The organism is Jonesia quinghaiensis DSM 15701 (genome assembly GCF_000423205.1).
In the GTDB taxonomy this organism is placed as follows: domain Bacteria; phylum Actinomycetota; class Actinomycetes; order Actinomycetales; family Cellulomonadaceae; genus Jonesia; species Jonesia quinghaiensis.
Genome location: NZ_AUHN01000010.1, coordinates 15,979 through 38,444, shown reverse-complemented (window position 1 = coordinate 38,444; position 22,466 = coordinate 15,979). Strand labels below are relative to the sequence as shown.

The following is a 22,466-nucleotide window of genomic DNA, read 5'->3' as shown; positions in this document are numbered from 1 at the left end:
GACCTATGTTGGACACATTCCGTAGATCAGGGCAGACGTAACAACGAAATAACCACTGACCATTTGACTGCGGGTAATCCGCAACCACGTCTAAGCCAAAATGCTTAGATTGTCTTGTCGGCCCTTAAATCACAGAATCGGTGTATCGATATTGGGTTTTGGCGAGTATTTGCGTTGGCAGATGCTCAACTCCACGATAATTTGTGCGCCCACGCTCGGATATCAGATGGAGATTTCTCCTCGCCCTTGACCCAATGACAAACAGTGAACGCTTCGCTGCTGCAATATTTCCGAGTTCACTAAAGTGAGGGATTGCACCTTCGTAAAGGGCGAAAGCTATTACCGTATCAAACTCTGCACCTTTTATACCGTGAACGGTGGAGACGACAACACCCGCACGCGGCCTGAAAACTCGCTGAAAAGTATGCAGGTCATCTACGTCTACTCCCTCTGAGGAACGTATCCGTGTTATCCGGCTATTCATCCTCTCGAAAAAGCTATCCATTTGTTGCTTTAGCTCATCATCGTCACGAAGTTCAATCTTCAACTCATTAAGAACCTTATTAAAGAACGCTCGCAAGAACGCCATACCCGTGGTTTCTTCGACAGAAATACTGTTCGTTAATCGCAAAAAATCTCTAGGCTCAAGGGAACTAGTTACGAAATGATAATGAACTAGGGCATCGACTATTTCCTTTGCCCAGCGAAGCCTTGTGAAAAAGTGACTTGGTGAAGCTTCTGTAAGCGCTATCCGTGAAACTTTGTACCAAAAGTTGTCCCGATTCTCCCCGAAAGGAGTTAGTCCAGGACCATTGAATTCTAAATCAGGCATTCTCTCTACAAGTGCCCTCGTCACGGATGAGAGATGAATCCACCACGGGGCAACTATGCATATCTGGGAAGCGGGAATTCCAAGTTTCTCGATGCTATGCCGTACAAGACTCGCTATGTGTTCGATTAGGTTGTCCCGGTGAAGGTTTCGATCATAGGTCAAGCAGCCTTGCCAGTCGTGAGCGTTTCCGGAGGCCACAATTTCAGCCTTTTCTACTCCGAAGAGAGTGAAATATTCCACGATTTGTCGGGACGACCGATAATTCTGACGTAAGGACATTTGGTGAATGTCCAAATTCGTCAGGGCCATCAACTCTTGGTGTGGCATAGCAAGACCGCCCAGTGAAGTGAAGATAGCTTGATTGGGGTCTCCGACCATGAAAAGGCGGGTGTTCGAACCTGGTGCCTTAAAAATAAGGCTGAGTATCTGATACTGGATTTCTCGTGTGTCTTGGTACTCGTCGACCGCGATTATTCGAAACATCTGACTCAACCGACGAGCAACAGGGGCATGGTCTCTTATTAAGTCAAACGAGTACTTGAGCATCATTTCAAAGTCGATGGCTCGCATCGCGGAGAGTTCATCATGATACTGGTCAATTACTGCCCGCACCCGGGGGCGTAGTCTTGTATCGATCTTGCTGTCAAGGGCATATCCAGTTGATGTAGCGAAATGGTCGCAGTCATAACGATTCCTAAGACCATGTTGCTTCGCTATGTTGTCCAACAACTCTTCTTGGTCGAAGGTGTCAAGAACGCGGAAGCCGTTACGGAGCGACTCATGATAGATGGAGTAGGGGCGGATGATCCACTCAAGACAAAAACTGTGGATTGTGCCGACCCAAAGCTGATCAACACTAATTCCCCTCGCTCCAATTCTTTCGCGGATCTCATCCGCCGCGACGTGAGTGTATGTCAGCGCAACAACATACTCCCGGTGACTCTTTACGCGCGAAAGTTCTCGTGCAATCTTCTCTATGAGAGTCCTAGTCTTGCCGCTCCCAGGACAGGCGACTAAAAGGACGCTCCCATTTGCGTTGACTGCGTCGAGCTGTTCTTCATTTAGTGATTTGTCGAACTCTGCCACAGCGCAAAAGCTTTCACAATAGAGTCAAGTTGCAGATCTTCGTGGACACCCTGGATGAGGTTATTCGCTTCACTGAGATCAATTTCTTCAATTTGGAATCGTACAATCGTTGATGTGATCGCGTCAGTTGCCTCTGACGTCAGAGCATCCAACGACATCCAATAATCAAGGCGATATTGCAGAATACGAGCCCAAGTCTCTGTGGGGAGAGAACGAACAGAGAATCCAAGTGCCTCTAGGATGTAATTCGGCACAGTGGCAGCAGGAGTCAAAAAACCAACGAACATGAGCGCGAACCAGCCCTTGCCCAGCTTTTCAGCCATTTTGAGTGAAGCAAGTCCAAACTTGCTCGGCTCTTTAGAGAGTAACGCTGTTCTGAGCTTCTTCCGGCTAGCTTCTTGTACGTATATTTCGTCTACAGTGCTAAGGAGAAGGTTCCTATTTTGCTCGGAAGCGAGTGCGAAGTCGACTTCAAATGTGTGGCGTGCATAATAAGGTTGGACAAATGGGTTGTGCGCTGCATATTCATCAAGATCTCTTTTGCGTTGCGCACCGGTTAAGGATGAACCTAGCGCCCTCTTCTTCCGCGCAGCAGTAACATCGTTGTCTGAATCGTCTGCTGTTGTATCAAAGAAGACGGCGTCCAGATCGGTAACAATTGCACAATATTTTTGAATTCGTTTCTCGTCAAAAAGGTTAGCCAGGGTCTTAAAGCCAGTGCTGCGGACGTTAATTAGACTTAATCCGAGTTCATCAATGCTGACTCCATAAACCTGCTTGATGAGGCTGGGGACAAGTATTTCTTCTGCGTCGCCTTCGACCAGCATTACGCTTCTTGCAAAAAGCAGATTGCATCGGATCGCGTCAAGGAAGCGTTGAGCACCTTTTATCTCCTGAGGATCAAGATCGTGAGAAGGCTGATATGCCTGCCACCCTGTTCCACTTTTGGCTAGGACATTGACCCGTTCTATCTGGCTAACTTCCGATATGTGAGTAGAGTGCGTGGAGTAGATGATCTGCGTGTTCCTGTACTCCACTCGCTCAAACAGCGTCTTCTGTACGTGGGTGTGAATGTGCGCTTCAGGTTCCTCAATAATTAGGAAATTTGCAATCGCTTTTCTAGCACTTCTATATTGAAATTCAAGCAATTTTAAAGTCAGAAAGACTAAATTAGCGCCTCCTAAGCTTAATTCGTTCAGACCACCCTCATATGTTTCACCATGCTCTCCCACATACAATTTGAGCGATTGGAACAGTCGCGTTGCCTCAAGCGGTAGTTCAGACTTAATACTGAGGGAAGTTGGTGAGTAAGTTTCACCAACCGTTTGCTTGAACGTCGAGCGAATCTCATCACGGATCTCGGTCACGTCATTCCGGCTCTCTATCGCTGAATTGAGTACTTCAACTTGGGCCACGATGCTATCGAAATCTCCAGGCGGAATCTCCTCACTTTTCGCATTTAACAACACACGAAGTGGATTATTCCGGTTGATCTGAAAGTCTCTTACGACATCACGCAGAGCTGCGATGTAGGAGAAGGAAAACTCCTTCGCCAGAGAGAAATAGCGTGGAACTGATACTCCGAGTTCAGGGAAGTCTGGAGCGTGACCATTCTCATCTCTGGAAAAAATCACGGAGTCGAAATCACCAACGATTCGTCGATAGGTATCGAGATCCGTGAGGTCAGCGGTCCCTCTACCCATGATGACCGTTTCATAATCATCGAGAGAAATTGTTTGTCGGATTGCTTGAAGCCCAGCCATGTCGCCATCAGCAAGCTGGGCCAATTGGTCACGTATCTCACGAGTGGGGCGAAACAGAAATCCGTAAGTTGCCCGCTCTACAGGGCTATCATCGTCGGCGGTACGATGCATGAAGAGAGCTTGCATGCTCTCGTCTTTACTGATGTCCGAGAACTCGATATTTACTGCAATCCAGTGGCCGCGCCAATCACCCAGACCGCGGTGAAAATCGATCTCATTGAGTGCATGATTGCGGCCCACCAGATTTTCATCGAGTAGTAGTCTCACTGCACGGAAGAGGTTTGTCTTTCCAGATCCATTTTCGCCAACAATAGTGTTAACGCCTTGGGTAAGACGCACATCGGCGCTAGAAAAATTCCGGTAGTTGACGAGGGTTATGCGTGAAATGTGCACGTTTAGGTCATCTCCGCTGGGTTTAGCTCAGAACGACCTTCTTGTCGCAGGTTCTGACCGATTCTTCGCCCGAGATCGTCTTTGTTTAGAAACAGCTGTACAAACGCACGATATTGGTGAACGCTCAAGATGAACCCTAAAGAGATCCAGCAACTCAGCGAATCACTGGAAGGTCTGATCTGAGAAGTTGCTGGTGGCACGCCTGCCTCGCTCTCCGGCGATGGCTCGGCTGCGCGAGTCGCCTATGGCATTATGAGAAACATATCACCGACAAGTATCACGTACGACTGCACCTTTACCTGTTAGCAACACGGTATCGGACCGAACAATGGCAGGTTAAAGCTCGCGAGAACGACTCATTCTACGGTGCGGTGCATGGAACTGGCTTCGTACAGGCGGAAACCAAAGCTGATTGGCTGCTGTGTGTGCGCGGGCATAGTCGATCTTCTGTGCGGTGCGCTCGGGTACCGGTCCAAGCGGGTCAGGGCTGGTGATTTGGTACCGGTCGCGGTAGGCGGCGATCACGCGCGCACGGCGACGCCAACCAGTCATCATGTCCTTGCTCTGACGTTGTGGGAGGAGCGGCTGCACCCAATCGGCTGCTTCATCGAGGGCTTGGTCAACGAGTGCATCCGCGCGTTGCTCGATCAGCTCGCGTCGCTCATTGAGTGCCTGCCGCATTTCTGGGCTCAGAGTTCCGTCTGCGTGTGGGATGAGCCCTGCGATCAGGCGTGGTTGTTTGCGGGCGCGTCCTGACCCGGCTGGGCGGGCGCTGGCTTTGGCGAGTCGGGCATGCAGTACCGAGGCGATGTCATCGGCATCCTCGACGCTGCGTGCCTGCACGAGACGTGGCAGGAGCCGGTCAACATCGTGATGGTTGGCCTCCGCTCGTCGCAACTCCGCCGACAGCGCACCATACGCATCAGAGGCAAGCACATCTTCGGTCTGTTCAGGTGTGAGGCCACTCGCATGTAGAAGCGCCGCCCATCGGTCGAGTTGGGCGGCTTGCGCGATCGTCTCGTACTCCGCCGCGAGTTGCGCGATCGAGCCCCACAGTTCCTGCTCCGCCGTGATAGTTTCGCGGGCGGAGAGTTCAGCACCGACATGTTGCATGACTCCGTAGAGCACAGACCTGGCAGTGGCATCGGCGTTATCGCCTGGGTGGGACTCACCGTGCGCATCATCAGGTCGGTCCACGGCAACATAAGCATGGTTAGCGTTGCGACCGCGGGTCATCGCGACATAAAAGTTCTCCCGCGTCGTCGTCGCGGTCACAACCGCATGCGCGGTGTCGGTCGTGATTCCTTGCGCCCGATGCGCCGTGACGGCATACCCAAGATCAACATGCTCAGACACGTACGCGGCAGGCAGCACGATCGCGCCACCAAAACGACGCCCGACAGCTCGTACAGTGAGCGAACCGTCGTCACGGACCTGGGTGATTTGCCAACGTGCACCGTTGCGCACCCATGTGTCCTTCGTGCGCAGGCGCCGGTCGTTGCGTCGAGTAATGATCGTCTCCCCAACACCGGCCAGCAACCCGCCGTTGAGTTCCACCTCACGACTCGGGTGCAGCGTACCGTCAAGAATCAGATCGGCGCGGGCACGATTGTTGAGCGCGGTGACGGTCTCATTGGTCTCCGCGATCAACACCGACACGAGTCCCGCCGTGGTGTCTTCACGCCAGGCTGCATAGGCGGCGTCTGTCATGGTGTCTTCGTCGCCGTCGTGGATGCGGTCGTGATGGAGATAGGTGTCGATGATGTCGGTGCGACCGTGTCGAAGTTCAAGGGATGCGGTCTTTTCCCACTCATTGCTGAACCGGTGAATATCGATCAGTTCGGGTGCGTCGTCCCGGTCACCGGCCAGCAGTGCGAACGCTCCGCCTGCGTCTACGGATTGCAATTGCGCATAGTCGCCAACGAGCAGCACCTTCGCGCCCGCCGTTTCGGCAAGTCCTGTGATGCGATCCAGTGAGTGAGTACCGGCAAGACTCGCTTCGTCAATAATGACCAACTGACCGTCCGTGAACGTGGTGCCGCGGGTGAGGTGATTGTGCCACCACTTCGCAGTGTTCTCTGTAGCGATACCGAGATCTTCAGCGAGAACTTCTGCGGCGACAGCTGACGGCGCGAGGCCAATAACCGAACCGGGTCCGTGTTCGGCCTCCCATGCACGACGGAGCGCGTTCATCGCGGTAGTCTTCCCGGCACCGGCTGCCCCCACAAGCACGTCGATAGTCCGCCCGGACACAGCGATCGACGCAAGTGCGGTCGCTTGGTCATCGCTCAGCAACCGGCCGTCCCCATCAGGAAGACGGGTGATCTGCTCGACTGTCGTAAGCGTCACCGTCGGTGACGCTGTGGCGCGGGACCGTTGCAGGAGGCGGTCTTCTGCTTGAAGCAGGGTTTTGGAGGAATACACGGTGGAGTGCTTCGGGCGGAACCGGCTCATGCCATCATCTCGTTGGAACATCACCGGACTTGATGCCAATTCGGGCGGCGTCAGTCTGAGGGACGCATTCTCGGCCGCGTCAACCACAAGCCCGGTGACCGCTTCACGATCCACCATGGAAGCGAAGCGCCATCCCATGAGTTGCCGGGACGCTTCGGCATGCAGGTTCCAACGCCGCCAAGTCGACCGTTTCTCACCCACCACCTCCACGACCGCTTGCCCGATCTCAGCAATCACATCGAGGGGCACATCATCAGCACGCAACAACATCGCGGGAGGGTTCACTGCAACGTCTTGTGCCCACCGGGTTGCATCTTGACCGAGTAAGCGCGTTGCGCGGGTACGCCAATCTGAGGGGAGTTTCGCCAGGGATCGCACCTGTTTCTCGGGCCGAGTTGCAAGGGTTGCCTGCGCACGGAGCTTGAGAATCGTCACCGTCGTGGGCTGCTTACCGTGCTTCTCAATGTAGTCAGCGATGAGGCGGTTCTTCTCGACTTCAATATGCCGAGAACGAGTCGAGAACTCCGATACCAACGCCTCAGGTACGGCGCTGATCGCCCATGCCGTGTTACGATCACGACCCATATCCCGGGTTTCCCATTCGACTCCAAACGTGCGGGTCATGTGATCAGCAAACACCGCCTCATGCAGCTCGGACAGCGCAACAACGGCGGCATGCATCGGCCTGCCATCAAGGGAGCGCCACTTGCCGTCTTGCGCCGTCTGGACTTTGTTGGAGATCACGACGTGCGTGTGCAAGTGCGGGTCACCAGCACGGGAATCGTAATGATCGAATGCCGTAGCGATCACCCCGGTGACATCCACTTGCGCTGCGGCACCATCGGTGCCGGTTGCACCGACTCGCGTGGCTGCAACCTCGCGCTCGATGAATGCAACCATCCCCGCAATCGCCGCATGGTGCGCCTGCGCGATCAGCGCTTGCGTCCCTGCATCCGCAACTGCCCACAACACCGAGGCGGACTTTGGTATCGAGAACGTGTAATCAAACCCCGCCACGGCACGACGCGTACCTCGTTTGGTTTCCTCAGCTTCGATCTGCGCGACTTGTTCCGCGCGAACGGCAGGCGACAATAACCCATCCAGCTCTGCTACGCGAGCGTCGATCCGCTCCGAGACGGACACAAAGGACTGATACGCGCGGCCGAGGGGGTCACCGGTGATGGGGTCTCGTCCCATCCCGACAAGCAACTGGAGCTGAGTTTCGGTCACCTGGTCGCCGGTGCTGAGCTGACCGGTTCCGATCCCACCGAGGCCTTGCCCGACCCACCTACCGGGTGGCGATCCCTGCTCGGCGTAGTAGCGCGTCAACGGGGTCGAGAGTGACCGGTCACCGTCGCCAGCAGCGACAGCACGCAGGAGGTATTTGTAACCGTCACCCGCGCTCATTACGCGCATCGAAACCGTCATCGCCGCTGCCTCCTGCATGACAGGTGTGCCGTGCAGAACCCTTGCTAAGTGCAGAGCCTCAAAGTTCCGGGGACGTGAGGACTGTTCGGTAGCTGGAACAACCCGTGATTGCTATCTCTCGAACCGTGACATTTCGACGGCCATAATGGAAGTTATGCCGACAAGACCCCGTAATTTGATGGAGGACTGGTGCCGAGAGGGAATAACACTCGCCACGGCTGCGGACTCCGTTTCTCCTGCCGCGCATCGTGAACGCGAGGCCGAGTTTGGCCAGTCAGATGCTGATGAGGCTCGGGCAGCTGCTTATCTTCACATTTTCACGGGGAATCTACCTCGTTTAGAGGACAAAAATGGACGTCAAAAAGCTGTCGACCTCACATTGCATGACGCAGGCCAACTGACGGGGATTGCCGAGGTCACTTCAACGCTTGACGGTAACTTCCAGCGCAATTCCGCGCAGTTGCGCCGCCTCGTCGAAGCCATCAACCTTCGTTACAACGGTTCAGACTTCTGGGCACTCGGATTTGAGCATGGGTGGACATTGCCGCCAAACCGGGATCTCTCCGCGCTATCAGAACATCTGTGCGCACAATTGATTAGTGCAAGCGAAACACCAGGTGTCGATATTGATGCCCCTGTGAAGCTTGCAGAAAACGTTTTGGGATATCGTGTCGCAGCGCAATCACCAGAGCAAGTGCGTCTGTCAAGCTGGAACGCCAATATCCCGGATTCCTCAGAAGATCCTTATCTCGACCGTCTCTCCACATATCTCTCTACTTCTGATCTCATCACCAAAAAGGTGGAGAAGCTTATCGCGGAGAAAATCAGGCTCCGCTCGAACCGGCAACATCTTTATCTGCTCATGGCTTCTATGGGTGACTCCGGTGGCCTACTTCCCATCTCACCTTCATTCTTCACCTGGGGCAGTTTTTCTTGCCCAGAGCCAATTACAGATCTATGGCTTGATGGCGGCACCGGTGAGATTTATCACTGGAATATGTACGACGGATGGGTCTTTCATCGCGTGAATGGATGAAGCACAAGACAGTTTTGATGCTCCTTCAGAGCCACCACACCCAGTGAACTGGAACCTCCTGAGTGCTGATGAACTGGAAGCCGAGTGGCTTGAGCTTAACCGGTGGGTTGACTGGCTCCGCAAAACATATGGGCTCCCGGCAAGCGTGATCCCACCGTTCTGGCACCACCACCCCGAACTTGTGTGGGAGCTGTCCGCACTACACCTGCACTGGCTCTGCGCCTACGACCCAGAACAAAACGGATCAGCACCACTGGGATGGCACCGCGATTTCGTGGACGCCCGACAACGCCTCCGCGACTGGGTCGCGGCCTCTGGCACCCGGCTCGACCGAGACCGCCCGACCCGGCAGACCACCTGGCCCGGCGAAGAACCGGCACCGCAAATCGAAGACATCGTCATCGAGGACCGCGATGACGAGTTCACTGATTTCGTACTGTCTGAAGTGAACGTTCGGCGTGCACAAGAAGATGAGTTCTACCGAACCCTCGACCCTGAAACCGGGGAGGTGTCATGAGCGCCCCTAATCCGTCCCTCCCTGCCCGAATGCGAGATTATGAAGTACATGCCGAACTTCGGGAAACCCCCGACCTTCAACGCCTTGCCCAACTCTTTATCGGAATGGCGCTCGCTCGCACCGAGCAGACCCGCACCGGCCGCGAGGGGTCGGGCGGCGCAGCTGGGAGCCGTCAGCCCGGTGAGATAGAATCAGAGATGTAAGAAGCTAGCGGTCAGGCCATCGGCTTGGCCGCGGTGCGCAGTCCTGTTTGGCCCATCGTGGCTTACCTGGCTGGCTCCGCTGAGAGTCGTCCAGGTCATGTTTCCTTTTACGAGTCGCACCGCACGAGCGGTAGAGGCTGCTCGTGTTGGCCCCACCTATGGGGAGAGGAAACACAACCCGTGAGCACCACACAGCAATCTACCGCCACCGACTTCACACACCTCGGTGCAACCACCGCCATCGCAGTCTCATACCTGCGCGTATCCACGAAAGAGCAAGCTGAACGCGGAGGTCGTGACGAAGGCTTCTCTATTCCCGCTCAACGCGAAGCGAATCTGCGCAAAGCCCGAGACCTCGGGGCGATCGTGGTCGAAGAGTTCGTCGACGCCGGGGAGTCTGCCCGGAAGGCCGACCGCCCGGAACTCATGCGCATGATCGAGTACGTCAAAACCAACCATGTGGCCTACTGCATCGTGCACAAGGTTGACCGACTGGCCCGTAACCGAGCCGATGACGTCGCGATCCATGTCGCGCTCAAAGACGCCGGGGTCATGCTGGTCTCGGCAACAGAGAACATTGACGAGACTCCCTCGGGCATGCTGCTCCACGGCATCATGTCCACCATCGCCGAGTTCTACTCCCGCAACCTCGCCAACGAAGTCTCTAAGGGCATGAGCCAAAAAGCGATGACAGGTGGCACCAACGGAAAAGCGCCAATTGGGTATCTCAACGTGACCATGCGCGATGAACTTGGCCGCGAGCTACGCATCGTTGAACCTGACCCCACGCGTGCGGAGATCGTGAAGTGGGCGTTCGAGGCATACGCGACGGGCAACTACTCAACTGCAATGCTCCGCGAAGCCCTCATCGACCGTGGCCTCACCACACCGCCCACACCGAAACGACCAGCACGGCCACCCGCGCTATCGACGGTGCAGAAAATGCTCTCCAACCCGTACTACAAGGGCAGCGTGTCGTTTCGGGGTGCCACCTATGACGGCATCCACGAACCACTCGTCGGCCCCGAAGTCTGGTACCGAGTCCAAGCAGTGCTCGGCGCAAAACAAGTATCCGGCGAGAAAACCCAAACCCACGATCACTACCTTAAAGGCACCGTCTTCTGCGGTGAGTGCGGCTCCCGACTCATGGTCACCAACGCCAAGAGCCGCCGTGGCGTCATCTATCCGTACTTCATCTGTGCCGGACGTCACGCCAAACGCACCAACTGTGAACGCAAAGCAATGTATGTGCCTGACGTTGAAGCCGCGGTCGAAGACTACTACCGGCGCATCCAAATCCCTGACCACACCATCCAGGCATTGCGAAGCCTCATCACGGCGCAATTCTCACAGCTCCACGCCACCGTGAAGCAAGAACGCAACGCACACGTGCTCGAACGAGACGACCTACAAGCCGAACGTTCAAAACTTCTGCAAGCCCACTATGCAGGAGCGGTGCCGCTCGATCTCCTCAAGTCGGAGCAGGATCGCATCGGCAGACGACTCGCGTTCCTCGAAGCACAGATCGAAGCCGGTGACATGGAGTACGAACTGGCAAGCGCCCACCTGGACGACTGCCTCGCACTGGGCAGAGACTGCTACAAGTTGTACATGAGCATCGATGACTCACTGCGGCGCATCGCCAACCAGGCATTCTTCGACAAGCTCTACCTCAGCGAGGAGGGCACCGTCATCGGTGAACCAGGGGAACCGTTCAACGCGTTCTTCGACCCCGAAGTGCAGACGATAGCGGCCCGCCACGAGGGGCGAGCCGCTGAGTCGAGGCCTCAAACCGGTAATGTCGCCGGTTTGAACAACGACCTTCTGGTGGGCCCAGAGGGACTCGAACCCCCGACATCCACGGTGTAAACGTGGCGCTCTAGCCAACTGAGCTATAGGCCCGCATCAACCGGGTTACCTGACCTGCAGGAAACCGCGCCTGACAACGAAGAAAACTCTACATGGAATCTGCCGCGAATACCTAACCGGCGTGGAGTAATGCGCGCCACAGCTGGCGCACGGATAGGCTGGGGGCATGAATAGCGGTAACCAGAGCGACGCCACCCTTGGCCAGGTCATTGAAGTCCTTGAAGATCTTTACCCAATACGCCTCGCTGAGGACTGGGATCACGTCGGTTTGGCGGTGGGGGATCGCTCAGCCCCGGTGCGGCGCATCTGCTTCGCGGTGGACGCCACGTACGCGACAATTACCGAGGCGTTGGACTGGGGTGCTGACCTGATTGTGACGCACCACCCATTCTTGTTCTCTGCGGTGCATTCGGTGTCCACGGACACAGACCGTGGGCACATCATTCACCAACTTATTGCTGGTGGGTGTGCGCTGTATACCGCGCACACCAACGCTGATTCCGCCCAGGGTGGCGTCAATGACGCCTTGGCTGACCTTATTGGGTTACAAGACACCACACCGCTTGTCCCTGACTCCCAGGACCCAACGTGTGGGTTGGGTCGAGTGGGGAAACTTGAGCATTCCTTGTCGTTGCGGGATCTTGCACAGCGCCTCGCTGATGCTATTCCGGTAACAGCCCAAGGGGTGCGGGTTGCTGGTGATTTGGGTGCGCGGGTTTCCACTGTCGCTGTTCTTGGCGGGTCCGGTGCATCTTTGCTTGACGCTGCGGTGAACGCTAACCCTGACGTGTACATCACTTCAGACTTCAAGCATCACGATGCGCTTGATGCCCGGGAAGCAGCGCACCACCGGAGCGCAACGGCGGCGGGCATCGGGCAAACTCCGTACCTGATTGACACGGCGCACTACGCCTCAGAGTGGCCCTGGCTGCCAGTGGCAGCCAGCGCCGTGAAGACCGCCATGGAGCAACGGGGATATAGCATGGACACGTGGGTTTCCACGTTGCGCACAGACCCGTGGACTGCACGCGTCCAACCCAAGGGCGGCACCGCCTGACACCCACCCACCAGCTCGCAACCCACGCTGACGCTTCGGCTCAGCTGCTACCTCACCAGCAAGGACACACGCATGCCACAAGCACCAGTCGCCGATCAACGCCGTCTCCTGGACCTGCAAGCCCTTGACCTGACCGTCAACCAGCTTCGCCACAAACGCACCACCATTGAGGTGTTGCAAACCATTACTGACATCACGGCGCGTATTCACGATCTTTCTGCAGCGCTCGTTGAGTCACGGACCCGTGCTGCTGATCTAACGCGTGAACTGACAAAAGCGGAGGACGACGTCACGCAGGTCGCTACCCGCACTGCGCGTGATCAACAGCGTTTGGACTCTGGAGCGGTAAGCGCGAAGGATGCGCAGGCCCTGCTTCACGAAATCCAGACACTCACGAAGCGTCAAGGCGACTTAGAAGAGATTCAGCTTGACGTGATGGAGCGCCTTGAGGCACACCAGGATGCTTTGGCAAAAGTCGAGGCGGCAAACCAGCAAATGGTGGACGCGTTGGCTGCTGCGGAGAAAGACCGTGACGCACAGTGGCAACAAATCGATGCTGACCTCGCTGACGTTTTGGCACGCCGTGAGGCTATTGCCGGAGCGATCGATGCCCCACTGGTGGCTTTGTACGAGAAAATCCGGGCAAACCGTGGTGGGTTGGGTGCTGCTGAATTGCAGGGCAACCAGTGTGGTGGGTGCCGCTTGGACCTTAACCCAAGCGACCTAGCTGAGATCCGTTCAGCGTCAGCTGAAACGGTAGTGCGCTGCGAGGAGTGCGGGCGAATCCTCGTTCGCGTGGCGTAGTTTCCCCGGTGGGGTGTACACAGCACGTACACGGTCGCTGAGCGGCGTTGCCCTGTGTGGGGCGGGTTACTAGGCGACGACTAACTCTAAGGTTGCCGTGTTTTTCGGGCCGTCGTGCAGTGTGACCTCAAGGAAGTGGTCACACTCACGCGCTGCCTGTGCCAGAGCCTGTGCAGTACGTGGTTCCTCACCGTTACGGGTTAACAGATGGTGGGTGAGGACCCCACGGGCGTGTTTCGCGTTGTGGGAGACGACGCTGCGTTTCCCGTTGACGTCACGTAGCACTTTGACGCTGACCCATTCGGTGGGCAGCGTTGCTGCGGGCTTCCATGCGGCGATGTAACTTGATGACCGGCAATCGACCACAACATCACCTGTGGCTCGTGGTGCCAAGACGGCATCCAACTCTTTGCGCCATAGCGTGCTGAGGCGCCCAAGATCCCCAAGGTTGGTGTTCATGGATAACCGGTAGGCGGGAATAGCATCGGTGGGGGAGACGGCACCCCACAAAGCGGAAACGGTAACAACACAATTTTGTGCTCGCATGGCTGCCTCACCATTCAGTTCACCCAGGTGAGCGGCGGCGTAGAGCACCCCGCTATATATCGAAGACGCCGGTGCGGCTGGTTGCTGATCGAGTGTGATGTTGCGTTCCACCTCGGGGGCAATGCTCGCCCCAACACTCAGCACAGTTAATGCGTCTGGTTGGGCGCTGACTCGCTGAAGTTCTTTCATGACCCGTTGACGGGCTGATGTGAGGCTGGGGTTGCTTAAAGCGTCAACATCAACGGGTGCGCCAGTGGTTGCTGGGGTTTTACCTTCGGAGGGTGGGAGCAGGATCAACACCCTGACACAATACCGCCCACTAGGGCGGGTTGGTGGGTGAGTTCAAGCGCTCACCTGCGAAAACCGTGCCCCAGGTAATGGAACTCACAAGCTGGCCGATGCGCGGGCATCGGCGGACACAGTACTCTGGGGGAGCGGATGAGATGGCTAGACGGCCGCGTGGACGCATTGCGTCCCCGAGGAACGTCCGGGCTCCACAGAGCAAGGTGGTGGGTAACACCCACCCAGGGTGACCTGCGGGAAAGTGCCACAGAAAATAGACCGCCCACTTCGTGTGGGTAAGGGTGAAACGGTGGTGTAAGAGACCACCAGCATGCCAGGTGACTGGCGTGGCTCGGTAAACCCCACCTGGAGCAAGGCCAGACAGGGCGCAGTGAAGCTGCTCGCTGAGCGTCCGGGTAGGCTGCTTGAGCCATGCGGCAACGTATGGCCTAGATGGATGGCCGTCACCCAGCATTGAGTGATCAGCGCTGGACACAGAACCCGGCGTATCGGTCATCTCATCCGCTTTTAACTTTTCTCAGCCTAAGCCGTGATACATATACCGTGTGACTCTTAACGATAATGCTCGCCATCGCGGGTACGGGTATCAGATTGCCGCACTCATTACAGGTACTTTTGGTGCGCTTTTTCTTCTATGGGCTGCTTGGACTTACCATTGGCGGGTGGCAAACGACTACGATCCGTTTTATTACGATGAGTACTCAACATCTGTCTCGGGGGTAATCGTGTTAGCCATGTTTGTCATTGCCGTTGCTGTGATTCTTCAGTGTTACGCCCTTTCGGGCAAGAAACAACGGGCTGTGTATGAACTAGAAATCGCGGAGCGTCAGCTCGAACTTCAGGTTTCTCTGCTGCGTGCTCTGAACCCATCTTCCGTCTCACCAGCAGTACCGGGCGACGTTGCAGCAGACACCGTGGATTTGAACTTAGTGGGGGAAAAGTCCGCGGGGGATGAAGTCTAGGAGTGCACGGGCACGCCTCCCACCGCGCATGGGGACTACTCACCTACGCTTGCGGCACGAGTGCCGTGCAGCGAGGAGAGAACCGTGAGTTTCCCAGAGCAACAACACACCCAGTATGGGCAACCGCCAACAGATGCCACCGGGCAGTTCCCAGCGAATAGTCAGTACCAGCAGCCAGGGCAATACTCACCTGAGGCGCACCACAATGAAATACTGCGGCAAGGGTTTGTTGAGCTTCTTGCTCAGGAACGGTCCCGCAACCGGCGCTTAAGTAAGATCTCCACCATGCTGCTGCCATGGACCATCATCGGTTGGCTCACTCTGATTCTTTTTGTCTTTGGAATCATCCTCAACATCATCGGGCTGATCCAACTGAACTCAGTATTTTCAGGGGCATAACTGCGGCAACTTTTCACGTGCTAGCAGCCACAACAGGCCCAATGTGGGTGTCCAGTAGCTGTCTGTCTTCGCACCGGTGAAAAAAGTTTTTTTCAACGGTGTAAGTCTGTTGACGTTCCTGACATAGAGAAAATAGTGGCCTTGGGATGCGCGACCCAAGGCCACTGTCATGCCCAGACTTGTTAGAGGCATTGACCGTGTGAACACTATGGATCTAACCTTCACCCAAGGTATCTAGCGCGCGGGCGCACGGCATAGAAGCGAGGCGGCCATGACATGGATCGCTGTGCTCACCACGGTGGGTGGCATCGTCGCCCTCACTGTGGCGTTTTACTGGCTCTTGATGTTCTGTACGCGAGCGGCGCGTCGGTCAACCCGTGAACTGTGTGAGCTCGTGTATGGGCCGCCTGGTGGCACGGGAGAAAAAGCGCGGCACAGGCCGTTAACCCCAGAAGGCGTGTGAGCTGCACCGTCCTTTACCTCGCGCGGGCCAACACATTCGTCAACGGATGGTTACTTCTCCCCTCGGTACACAAAAAATTAGTTCGCATCGCCCTGTAACCCCGCGGTTCCGCCAGACACAGGCAAGATGAACGGCGCAACACGCCGGGTAAAGCTATTGCAAAATTGCTTTACCGTTAATAGGGTTAAACATGTCTTGATCCCGCAGGTGTGATCGGAGAGTAAAGAATGAGTATGGCTACGCGTGGGATGGCGTCATGTAACACTGACACACCTGCAATTGCCTATGCTGTGGTAGCAGGCTGCAGCATCATCACTCTTCATGATCCGATTGATATCACCGCGCGGGATCAAGCCAGTAGCGTGTTGGCAGCCGTTCTCTTCGCGGCCTACCCGGTCACGATTGACGTGTCGTGCGTTGACGTGAGGAACCCCGTAGCGGTGTCCTTCGTGAACGCCACTCGATACGCCTGTGATGAGGCTGGTATTCCCGTAACAATAGTGACGGAAAACCAGCCAGAACTACCGTCACCGCTCGTCGCTGCGTAAGCGACCACGCAATACACGATGCCCGCGGAGTCCAGGCCGCGGGCATCGTGCGTTGCATACCAAGAGCACTTAACTCTTGCTTTTCTTCTTCTCTTTCTTCAGCTGTTCCTTCTCCCGCTTCGCGATCTTGCGTTCATAGCGGTCGCGGTCAGCGGCAAACGCTGCAGCGCCAGCAATACCAGCGGCATTGAACAACTGCGCTGGAATGATCGGTGCACGCATCTCCAAGAGCGGTAGAAAGTTCTCATGGTGCTTAGAGACCCCACCGCCAATGACAAACAGGTCCGGGGAAAGCAACATCTCCACGTGAGAGAAATACCGTTGCAACCGCTCAGCCCACTGCTCCCAATCAAGATCTTCACGAGCCCGAGCAGATTCCGCTGCCCGCGACTCCGCATCAAAGCCATCAATTTCTAAGTGCCCAAACTCGGTGTTTGGCACCAGGTGGCCCTCAACAATGAGAGCTGACCCAATACCAGTGCCAAGCGTTGCCAAAAAGATGACACCAGTTTCATTGCGTGCCGCACCAAAAGTGGCTTCACCAAACCCAGCAGCGTCCGCATCATTGACCGCGTGAACCCGCTGTCCTAGCAAGTCCTCCAACATGGTTTCAATGTTGACACCAACCCACGCATCATCGAGGTTAGCTGCCATACGGACCACACCATGATCAATTGGCCCAGGGAACGCCACCCCGATAGGAATATCATGTGGCAGGTCCTCGAACTCAGAGAACACGTCCTTAATGACCTCTGCAACAGCCTGCGGGGTAGAGGAACGAGGAGTGGGAATACGAACCCGCTCCGCTGTGAACTCTCCAGTGACCAAATCAACAGGCGCACCTTTGATGCCGCTACCGCCAATGTCGATGCCAAAACCTACAGTTGCTTTACTCATGGCAGTGTCAGTACCTCCGCGCCGTCCTCAGTGACGACCAATGTGTGTTCAAACTGGGCGGTTCGCTTACGATCCGTGGTGACCACAGTCCAGTCATCATCCCAGATATCAGCCTCGATGCCACCCACAGTAAGCATCGGCTCAATGGTGAAGACCATGCCCGGCTCCATGACCGTGTCAAACATTGGAGCAGAATCGTAGTGGGGGATCACTAAACCAGTGTGGAAAGCTTCCCCAACACCATGCCCCGTATAGTCGCGCACCGAACCATAACCAAACCGGGCAGCATACTTCTCGATAACCCGGCCAATAACGTTGACCTCACGCCCAGGTTTGACAGCTTTAATGCCACGGTTTAACGCCTCGCGGGTCCGTTCAACAAGCAGCGCCGACTCCTCATCGACCTCCCCAACAGTAAACGTGGCGTTATTGTCCCCATGCACACCATGAATGAACGCAGTGATATCAACATTGACAATGTCCCCGTCCACCAGCACAGTGCTGTCCGGAATGCCGTGGCAAATGACCTCATTCAGTGACGTGCACAACGACTTAGGGAACCCGCGGTACCCCAACGTTGACGGGTAGGCGTTGTGGTCAAGAACAAACTCATGCCCAATGACGTCTAACTCATCGGTGGTTATTCCGGGACGGATAGCCCGCCCAACCTCTTGCAACGCTTGGGCAGCTATCCGTGAAGCCACCCGAATATTGTCCAACACCTCGGGTGTGGGAATGTTTGATCCAGTGAAAGGAGTGGGGCCGGGCTTGCCAACATACTCTGGACGGGCAATGTGCGGGGGAACCGTCCGCCGCGGGGTCACAGTCCCCGGAACGAGCGGCTCAAACGTGGTTCGCTGAGCAGACATGCCCCCATTCTAGGCGGCTGCGCTGATAGGCTCACCGGTGCCCCTGCACCAACAGTGCTTACGGCCCCACAAAGGAGAACAAAACACACGCTACAACGCTGATGCGGTGGAGCGCATCATATCGATGCGCCGCTGCTGCGCGAAAGTTGTCCCCGTTGATCGCATCGACCCAGAATCTGTTGCCTCCAAAGCAACCTGCTCGGGCTCAACAACAGGAACTGACTGCTCAGGAGCATCAACACGGCGTGCCCCAACCGGGACCACAGTGCCCGGAACGGGAGGAATATACTCCGCAGCATCCGCCATAATCGGAGAGAGCGCCCGGTGAGCAAGCGCCACATTGACAGTGCCCGACCCCAACAACACCAACGCAAAATCATGGCGCACTATCTCAACCAGGACCGTCCCACACCCCGACACCACCGTTGAATGCGCCGCAGAAAACTCCTCCTGCAACGACACTAACTGTGCGTAGGCAGTATTAAACGCCAGCGTCCTTAACGCCTCGAACCCCTCACCAATCTCAGCCAACATCTCACCCTCAGCACTAATCACTGCGGCAAGCGTCACCTCAGACAACGCCTCAAGAACCTCGACACACAGCGCCTGAAAAGGACTGTTCATCGGCGCACTGGACTGCGACATTACAGCTCCTCACACACAACAGGGCGTATCGCACAACACACTACCGATCAGAAACCATCAATCTGCGCATCAACCTTTTCAATGACCCGACGAGCCAAACCAAGGTTCCCGCGCCCGCGGTCAATGACGACGTAAAAGAAAAGGTTACGTAGTTCAGGGCGCGCTGAAATACGGATCAGGTGATAGTGGTTGGTGAGGGTGATCAGGATGTCCTCAACGTCCTCGCCTAGACCAAGTTGTTCAACAGCGCGAAGCTTTGACTTAACAACCTCAGAGTTGACCGCTGCCGCAAGCTCAAGATCAAACTGCTGGTTAGAGCGGTGAGCAAGAGTCATACCGCTCACAAAGTCAACGATTGCAACGGCAACAGCGCCGTCAAGAGCGAGAACCTGTTCGAGGGAGTCATTGATGTTGGCCATGGGGGACCCTTTCCGGATGGGGGCAGAACAAAATGATCTGTCGAGAACATAGATCGGTTAAGTAACCTCAAGGTTTAAGGGTCACCACCATTCCACCGGGTTATTTTCATCACGTCAAGGAGAACGCATGGCGGGTAAGTGGTTTTACAACACCAAAACAGGTCAAGTTAAACAGGGGAGAGGGTGGTTCAGTTGGTTGCACGTGATGGGCCCATACGACACCCGTGAACAAGCACAAAAGGCACTAGATATAGCGGCAGCCCGAACCGCCTCGTGGGAAGCTGAAGACAAACAGCGTGAGGCTGACAGCGACTAACTGACGATGCCCGCCGCACCAGAGAACCTCGGTACGGCGGGCATCGTACTCACCTTGTAGGGGAGCGGTCACGCAAGGGCGGTGACCTTTTGGTATCAGGTGGTGAAGGTGTGCTCAGGTGCGGGGAATGTCCCAGAGCGAACCTCATCAATGTACGCATGAGTGGCATCGGAAAGTGCCTGGCCAACCTGCCCAAACTGCTTCGCGAAGCGAGGCGACCATGAGGTCATTCCAGCCATGTCGGTCCACACCAATACTTGACCGTCAACTTCAGTTCCCGCACCGATCCCAATGGTGGGGATCGTGAGAATTTCTGTGACCCGGGCAGCGACATGCTCTGGGACCATTTCCAACACCACAGCGCACGCACCTGCCTCCTGCAACGCTAATGCGTCCTGGGCGAGTTGTTCAGCCGCAGCATCATCACGTGCTTGCACCCGCTTACCACCAAGCATGTGCTCCGACTGTGGAGTTAACCCAAGGTGCCCGACAACCGGAATGCCCGATTGGGTGAGAAGGCGAACATGCGCAGCGATACGGTCGCCACCTTCAATCTTTACCGCCTGCGCGCCAGATTGCTTCATCATGCGGGCCGCTGAATCAAAAGCAGCCTGCGGAGATGCCTCGTAGGAGCCAAACGGCAAGTCAGCAACCACCATCGCGTACTTGGTGGCGCGGCACACCGAACGGGCGGCGACAACCATCTCATCAAGAGTCACCGGCAAGGTGTTCTCGTAACCCAATAGGTTATCTGCAACGGAATCCCCAACGAGCAGGATATCCACCCCAGCCTCGTCAAAAATCTTCGCGGTCAGCCCGTCATAGGCGGTCAGCATGGTGAGCTTGCGCCCTTCAGCTTTACTGCGGGCAAAGTCCTGCACGCGGAAACGCTTACGCGTTGAGGTCTGCGTCGTCACCTCATGTCCAATCATTGTGTGAGTTTTCCTGCCTTGTGCACCGGTGGTCACTGGTGCGGTTCACGCCACCGGGAGGTTACCGGTACGCGACGATCACGGCCAAAAGCCAACGCCGTCACTTTAGGCCCCATAGGGTATTGGCGGCGTTTCCATTCAGCGCGGTCTACTAAAGACACCACCTTATCCACGATCTCGGGGTCAAAACCGCGCTCAATGAGTTCGAGGCGCCCCTCGGCGTGCTCGATGTGGGCATCCAAAACTTTGTCGAGGAGGTCATAAGGCGGCAATGAATCTTGATCAACCTGCCCCGGGCGAAGTTCCGCTGAGGGGGGTTTGGTGATGGAGGATTCGGGGATCGGTGGGATTTCACCTCGATCAACCGCCAGGTTATTTCGCCACCGTGACAGTTGCCATACTCGGGATTTATCAACGTCCTTGATAGGCGCATAGCCACCCACGGCGTCCCCATAAATGGTGGAGTAACCGACTGCCAACTCTGTTTTGTTGCCTGTCGCCAATACCAGATGCCCTTCGGCGTTGGACAACGCCATGAGCGTCATGCCTCGTACGCGCGCTTGCAGGTTCTCTTCCGCAACGCCCTCCAGCCCCAACTGGTCTTGGAACGCATCAAACATGGGGCCAATAGGCTGCACCCGATAGTGCGCCCCAAGACGTTTCGCGAGGTCAGCAGCATCGTCCTTTGAGTGCTCTGACGAGTAACGGGACGGCATAGATACCCCGTACACGTTCTGGCCACCAAGCGCATCAGCCGCAATAGCGGCAACCAGCGCAGAGTCAATACCGCCCGATAGCCCCAACACCACGGTGCGGAAACCATTCTTTGTCACATACCCTTGCAAGCCCGTGACCAGGGCCTGATACACCTCTTCATCAAGGTCTGACAGATCAGTGACCTCACCTGTGTGGTCTTCCGTGCTGCCAGGAGTCAACGTCCACAGCAACAGGTGTTCCTCAAACTTAGGTGCGCGAGCAAGCACCGCACCAGAAGGCCCCACCACAAAGGAACCCCCATCAAAAACAAGGTCATCTTGCCCACCCACCTGGTTGGCATAAACCAACGGGGCATTCACCGCAGCTGCACGCCGTGCAGCCAACTCCACTCGTTGCGCACGTTTACCTTCCTCATACGGGGAACCGTTCAACGTCACGAGCACATCAATGCCAGCCTGTTCCAACTCGTGCACCGGACCGCCGTCTTGCCAGATGTCCTCACAAATTGCCAACCCAACCCGGTGCCCAGCAACCTCAATCACCGTTGTGGTGTTCCCAGGCGCAAAAATGCGGTACTCATCAAACACGCCGTAGTTAGGCAAGTGGTGCTTGTCGTAAGCGGCAACAATCTTGCCCCCACGAATCACCACGGCACGGTTAGTAGGACGCGGCATCGCCACATGGTCACTCAAAGCCAACGAACCGAGCGTCCCCACCACCACGGTGATCTCACGAAGATCACCGTCAGAAAGCCGATACGCAACCTCCGCCAGCGCTTCCTCAGCAGCCCGCTGGAACGAACCACGCAACGCCAAGTCCTCAATGGGGTACCCAGTCACCGTCATCTCTGGGAAAACCACCAGGTCAGCGCCCTGAGCTGCCGCCTGGCGGGTAAAGTCCACCACCTTGTTCACGTTGCCAACAACATCGCCAACACACGTGTCGATCTGTGCGATCGCCACCTTTAAATTCGTCATGACACAACCATATTGCGTTTTCTTGAGATTT

Annotated in this window: 21 protein-coding genes, 1 tRNA gene, 1 other RNA gene and 1 pseudogene; 12 read left to right on the top strand and 12 right to left on the bottom strand. The window is 56.1% G+C overall.

Annotated features, from left to right (window positions below; translation table 11 throughout):
• Positions 1-124: 124 nt before the first annotated feature.
• The 3 genes from G538_RS16105 to mobF form a co-directional block, all read right to left on the bottom strand.
• The gene (locus G538_RS16105) at positions 125-1,918 is read right to left on the bottom strand and encodes a UvrD-helicase domain-containing protein (protein WP_035834070.1); all 1,794 of its coding nucleotides are present in this window, start codon (positions 1,916-1,918) and stop codon (positions 125-127) included.
• Complete coding sequence (locus G538_RS0109680) at positions 1,894-4,074, bottom strand: ATP-dependent nuclease (RefSeq protein WP_029069166.1); 2,181 nt, start codon at positions 4,072-4,074, stop codon at positions 1,894-1,896. The genes G538_RS16105 and G538_RS0109680 overlap by 25 nt, the downstream gene beginning before the upstream one ends.
• A gap of 336 nt (positions 4,075-4,410) precedes the next feature.
• Positions 4,411-7,956, bottom strand: coding sequence for a MobF family relaxase (mobF, locus tag G538_RS16100; RefSeq protein ID WP_051196896.1), 3,546 nt, complete (start codon positions 7,954-7,956; stop codon positions 4,411-4,413).
• 154 nt (positions 7,957-8,110) lie between these two features.
• On the opposite strand from mobF, the gene G538_RS0109670 reads away from it, so the two are divergent.
• From G538_RS0109670 to G538_RS18340, 4 genes and pseudogenes are all read left to right on the top strand, one after another.
• Positions 8,111-8,992 (top strand): hypothetical protein, encoded by an 882-nt coding sequence (locus G538_RS0109670; protein WP_157544416.1) that lies wholly within the window; start codon positions 8,111-8,113, stop codon positions 8,990-8,992.
• Positions 8,985-9,509, top strand: a complete 525-nt coding sequence (locus G538_RS16095) for a hypothetical protein (protein ID WP_051196894.1) — start codon at positions 8,985-8,987, stop codon at positions 9,507-9,509. The genes G538_RS0109670 and G538_RS16095 overlap by 8 nt, the downstream gene beginning before the upstream one ends.
• Entirely contained in the window at positions 9,506-9,712 is a 207-nt protein-coding gene (locus G538_RS0109660; protein WP_029069164.1) for a hypothetical protein, read from the top strand. The genes G538_RS16095 and G538_RS0109660 overlap by 4 nt, the downstream gene beginning before the upstream one ends.
• Positions 9,713-9,745: 33 nt before the next feature.
• Positions 9,746-10,939 (top strand): annotated as a pseudogene (locus tag G538_RS18340) (recombinase family protein); the annotation flags it as partial.
• Positions 10,940-11,338: 399 nt separating this feature from the next.
• Here G538_RS18340 and G538_RS18335 read toward each other — a convergent pair.
• Both G538_RS18335 and G538_RS0109640 read right to left on the bottom strand, forming a co-directional pair.
• Positions 11,339-11,503 (bottom strand): hypothetical protein, encoded by a 165-nt coding sequence (locus G538_RS18335; protein ID WP_245566841.1) that lies wholly within the window; start codon positions 11,501-11,503, stop codon positions 11,339-11,341.
• A 34-nt stretch (positions 11,504-11,537) separates the two neighbouring features.
• A tRNA-Val gene (locus tag G538_RS0109640) sits at positions 11,538-11,614 on the bottom strand.
• A gap of 133 nt (positions 11,615-11,747) precedes the next feature.
• Between G538_RS0109640 and G538_RS0109635 the strand changes: the two genes are divergently transcribed.
• Both G538_RS0109635 and G538_RS0109630 read left to right on the top strand, forming a co-directional pair.
• On the top strand, positions 11,748-12,638 hold the full coding sequence (locus G538_RS0109635; protein WP_029069161.1) for a Nif3-like dinuclear metal center hexameric protein: 891 nt from the start codon (positions 11,748-11,750) through the stop codon (positions 12,636-12,638).
• Between the two features lie 72 nt (positions 12,639-12,710).
• Positions 12,711-13,442, top strand: a complete 732-nt coding sequence (locus G538_RS0109630) for a zinc ribbon domain-containing protein (protein ID WP_029069160.1) — start codon at positions 12,711-12,713, stop codon at positions 13,440-13,442.
• 69 nt (positions 13,443-13,511) lie between these two features.
• On the opposite strand, the gene G538_RS0109625 is transcribed toward G538_RS0109630, so the two are convergent.
• Complete coding sequence (locus G538_RS0109625; RefSeq protein ID WP_029069159.1) at positions 13,512-14,288, bottom strand: YaaA family protein; 777 nt, start codon at positions 14,286-14,288, stop codon at positions 13,512-13,514.
• A 139-nt stretch (positions 14,289-14,427) separates the two neighbouring features.
• On the opposite strand from G538_RS0109625, the gene rnpB reads away from it, so the two are divergent.
• From rnpB to G538_RS0109600, 5 genes are all read left to right on the top strand, one after another.
• An RNA gene (gene rnpB, locus G538_RS17470) (RNase P RNA component class A) lies at positions 14,428-14,795 on the top strand.
• Between the two features lie 41 nt (positions 14,796-14,836).
• Positions 14,837-15,253 (top strand): hypothetical protein, encoded by a 417-nt coding sequence (locus tag G538_RS0109615; RefSeq protein WP_157544414.1) that lies wholly within the window; start codon positions 14,837-14,839, stop codon positions 15,251-15,253.
• An 84-nt stretch (positions 15,254-15,337) separates the two neighbouring features.
• Positions 15,338-15,652, top strand: a complete 315-nt coding sequence (locus G538_RS0109610) for a hypothetical protein (protein ID WP_029069157.1) — start codon at positions 15,338-15,340, stop codon at positions 15,650-15,652.
• Positions 15,653-15,923: 271 nt separating this feature from the next.
• The gene (locus tag G538_RS0109605; protein ID WP_029069156.1) at positions 15,924-16,115 is read left to right on the top strand and encodes a hypothetical protein; all 192 of its coding nucleotides are present in this window, start codon (positions 15,924-15,926) and stop codon (positions 16,113-16,115) included.
• A gap of 233 nt (positions 16,116-16,348) precedes the next feature.
• A complete protein-coding gene (locus G538_RS0109600; RefSeq protein WP_029069155.1) occupies positions 16,349-16,663 on the top strand; it encodes a hypothetical protein in 315 nt (104 codons plus the stop codon).
• Positions 16,664-16,732: 69 nt separating this feature from the next.
• Here the strand turns inward: G538_RS0109600 and ppgK are convergent, their stop codons facing one another.
• The 4 genes from ppgK to G538_RS0109580 form a co-directional block, all read right to left on the bottom strand.
• On the bottom strand, positions 16,733-17,560 hold the full coding sequence (gene ppgK / locus G538_RS16080; protein ID WP_035834064.1) for a polyphosphate--glucose phosphotransferase: 828 nt from the start codon (positions 17,558-17,560) through the stop codon (positions 16,733-16,735).
• The gene (gene map, locus G538_RS0109590; RefSeq protein ID WP_029069154.1) at positions 17,557-18,429 is read right to left on the bottom strand and encodes a type I methionyl aminopeptidase; all 873 of its coding nucleotides are present in this window, start codon (positions 18,427-18,429) and stop codon (positions 17,557-17,559) included. Before map ends, ppgK begins: the two co-directional genes overlap by 4 nt.
• A gap of 90 nt (positions 18,430-18,519) precedes the next feature.
• The gene (locus G538_RS0109585; protein ID WP_029069153.1) at positions 18,520-19,074 is read right to left on the bottom strand and encodes a hypothetical protein; all 555 of its coding nucleotides are present in this window, start codon (positions 19,072-19,074) and stop codon (positions 18,520-18,522) included.
• Positions 19,075-19,121: 47 nt separating this feature from the next.
• On the bottom strand, positions 19,122-19,493 hold the full coding sequence (locus G538_RS0109580) for a hypothetical protein (RefSeq protein WP_029069152.1): 372 nt from the start codon (positions 19,491-19,493) through the stop codon (positions 19,122-19,124).
• Between the two features lie 127 nt (positions 19,494-19,620).
• Here G538_RS0109580 and G538_RS0109575 point away from each other — a divergent pair, with 127 nt between their 5' ends.
• Entirely contained in the window at positions 19,621-19,809 is a 189-nt protein-coding gene (locus G538_RS0109575) for a hypothetical protein (RefSeq protein WP_029069151.1), read from the top strand.
• Positions 19,810-19,904: 95 nt separating this feature from the next.
• On the opposite strand, the gene panB is transcribed toward G538_RS0109575, so the two are convergent.
• A complete protein-coding gene (panB, locus tag G538_RS0109570) occupies positions 19,905-20,741 on the bottom strand; it encodes a 3-methyl-2-oxobutanoate hydroxymethyltransferase (protein ID WP_029069150.1) in 837 nt (278 codons plus the stop codon).
• Between the two features lie 32 nt (positions 20,742-20,773).
• Positions 20,774-22,435, bottom strand: coding sequence for an NAD+ synthase (locus G538_RS0109565; RefSeq protein WP_029069149.1), 1,662 nt, complete (start codon positions 22,433-22,435; stop codon positions 20,774-20,776).
• Positions 22,436-22,466 lie beyond the last annotated feature (31 nt).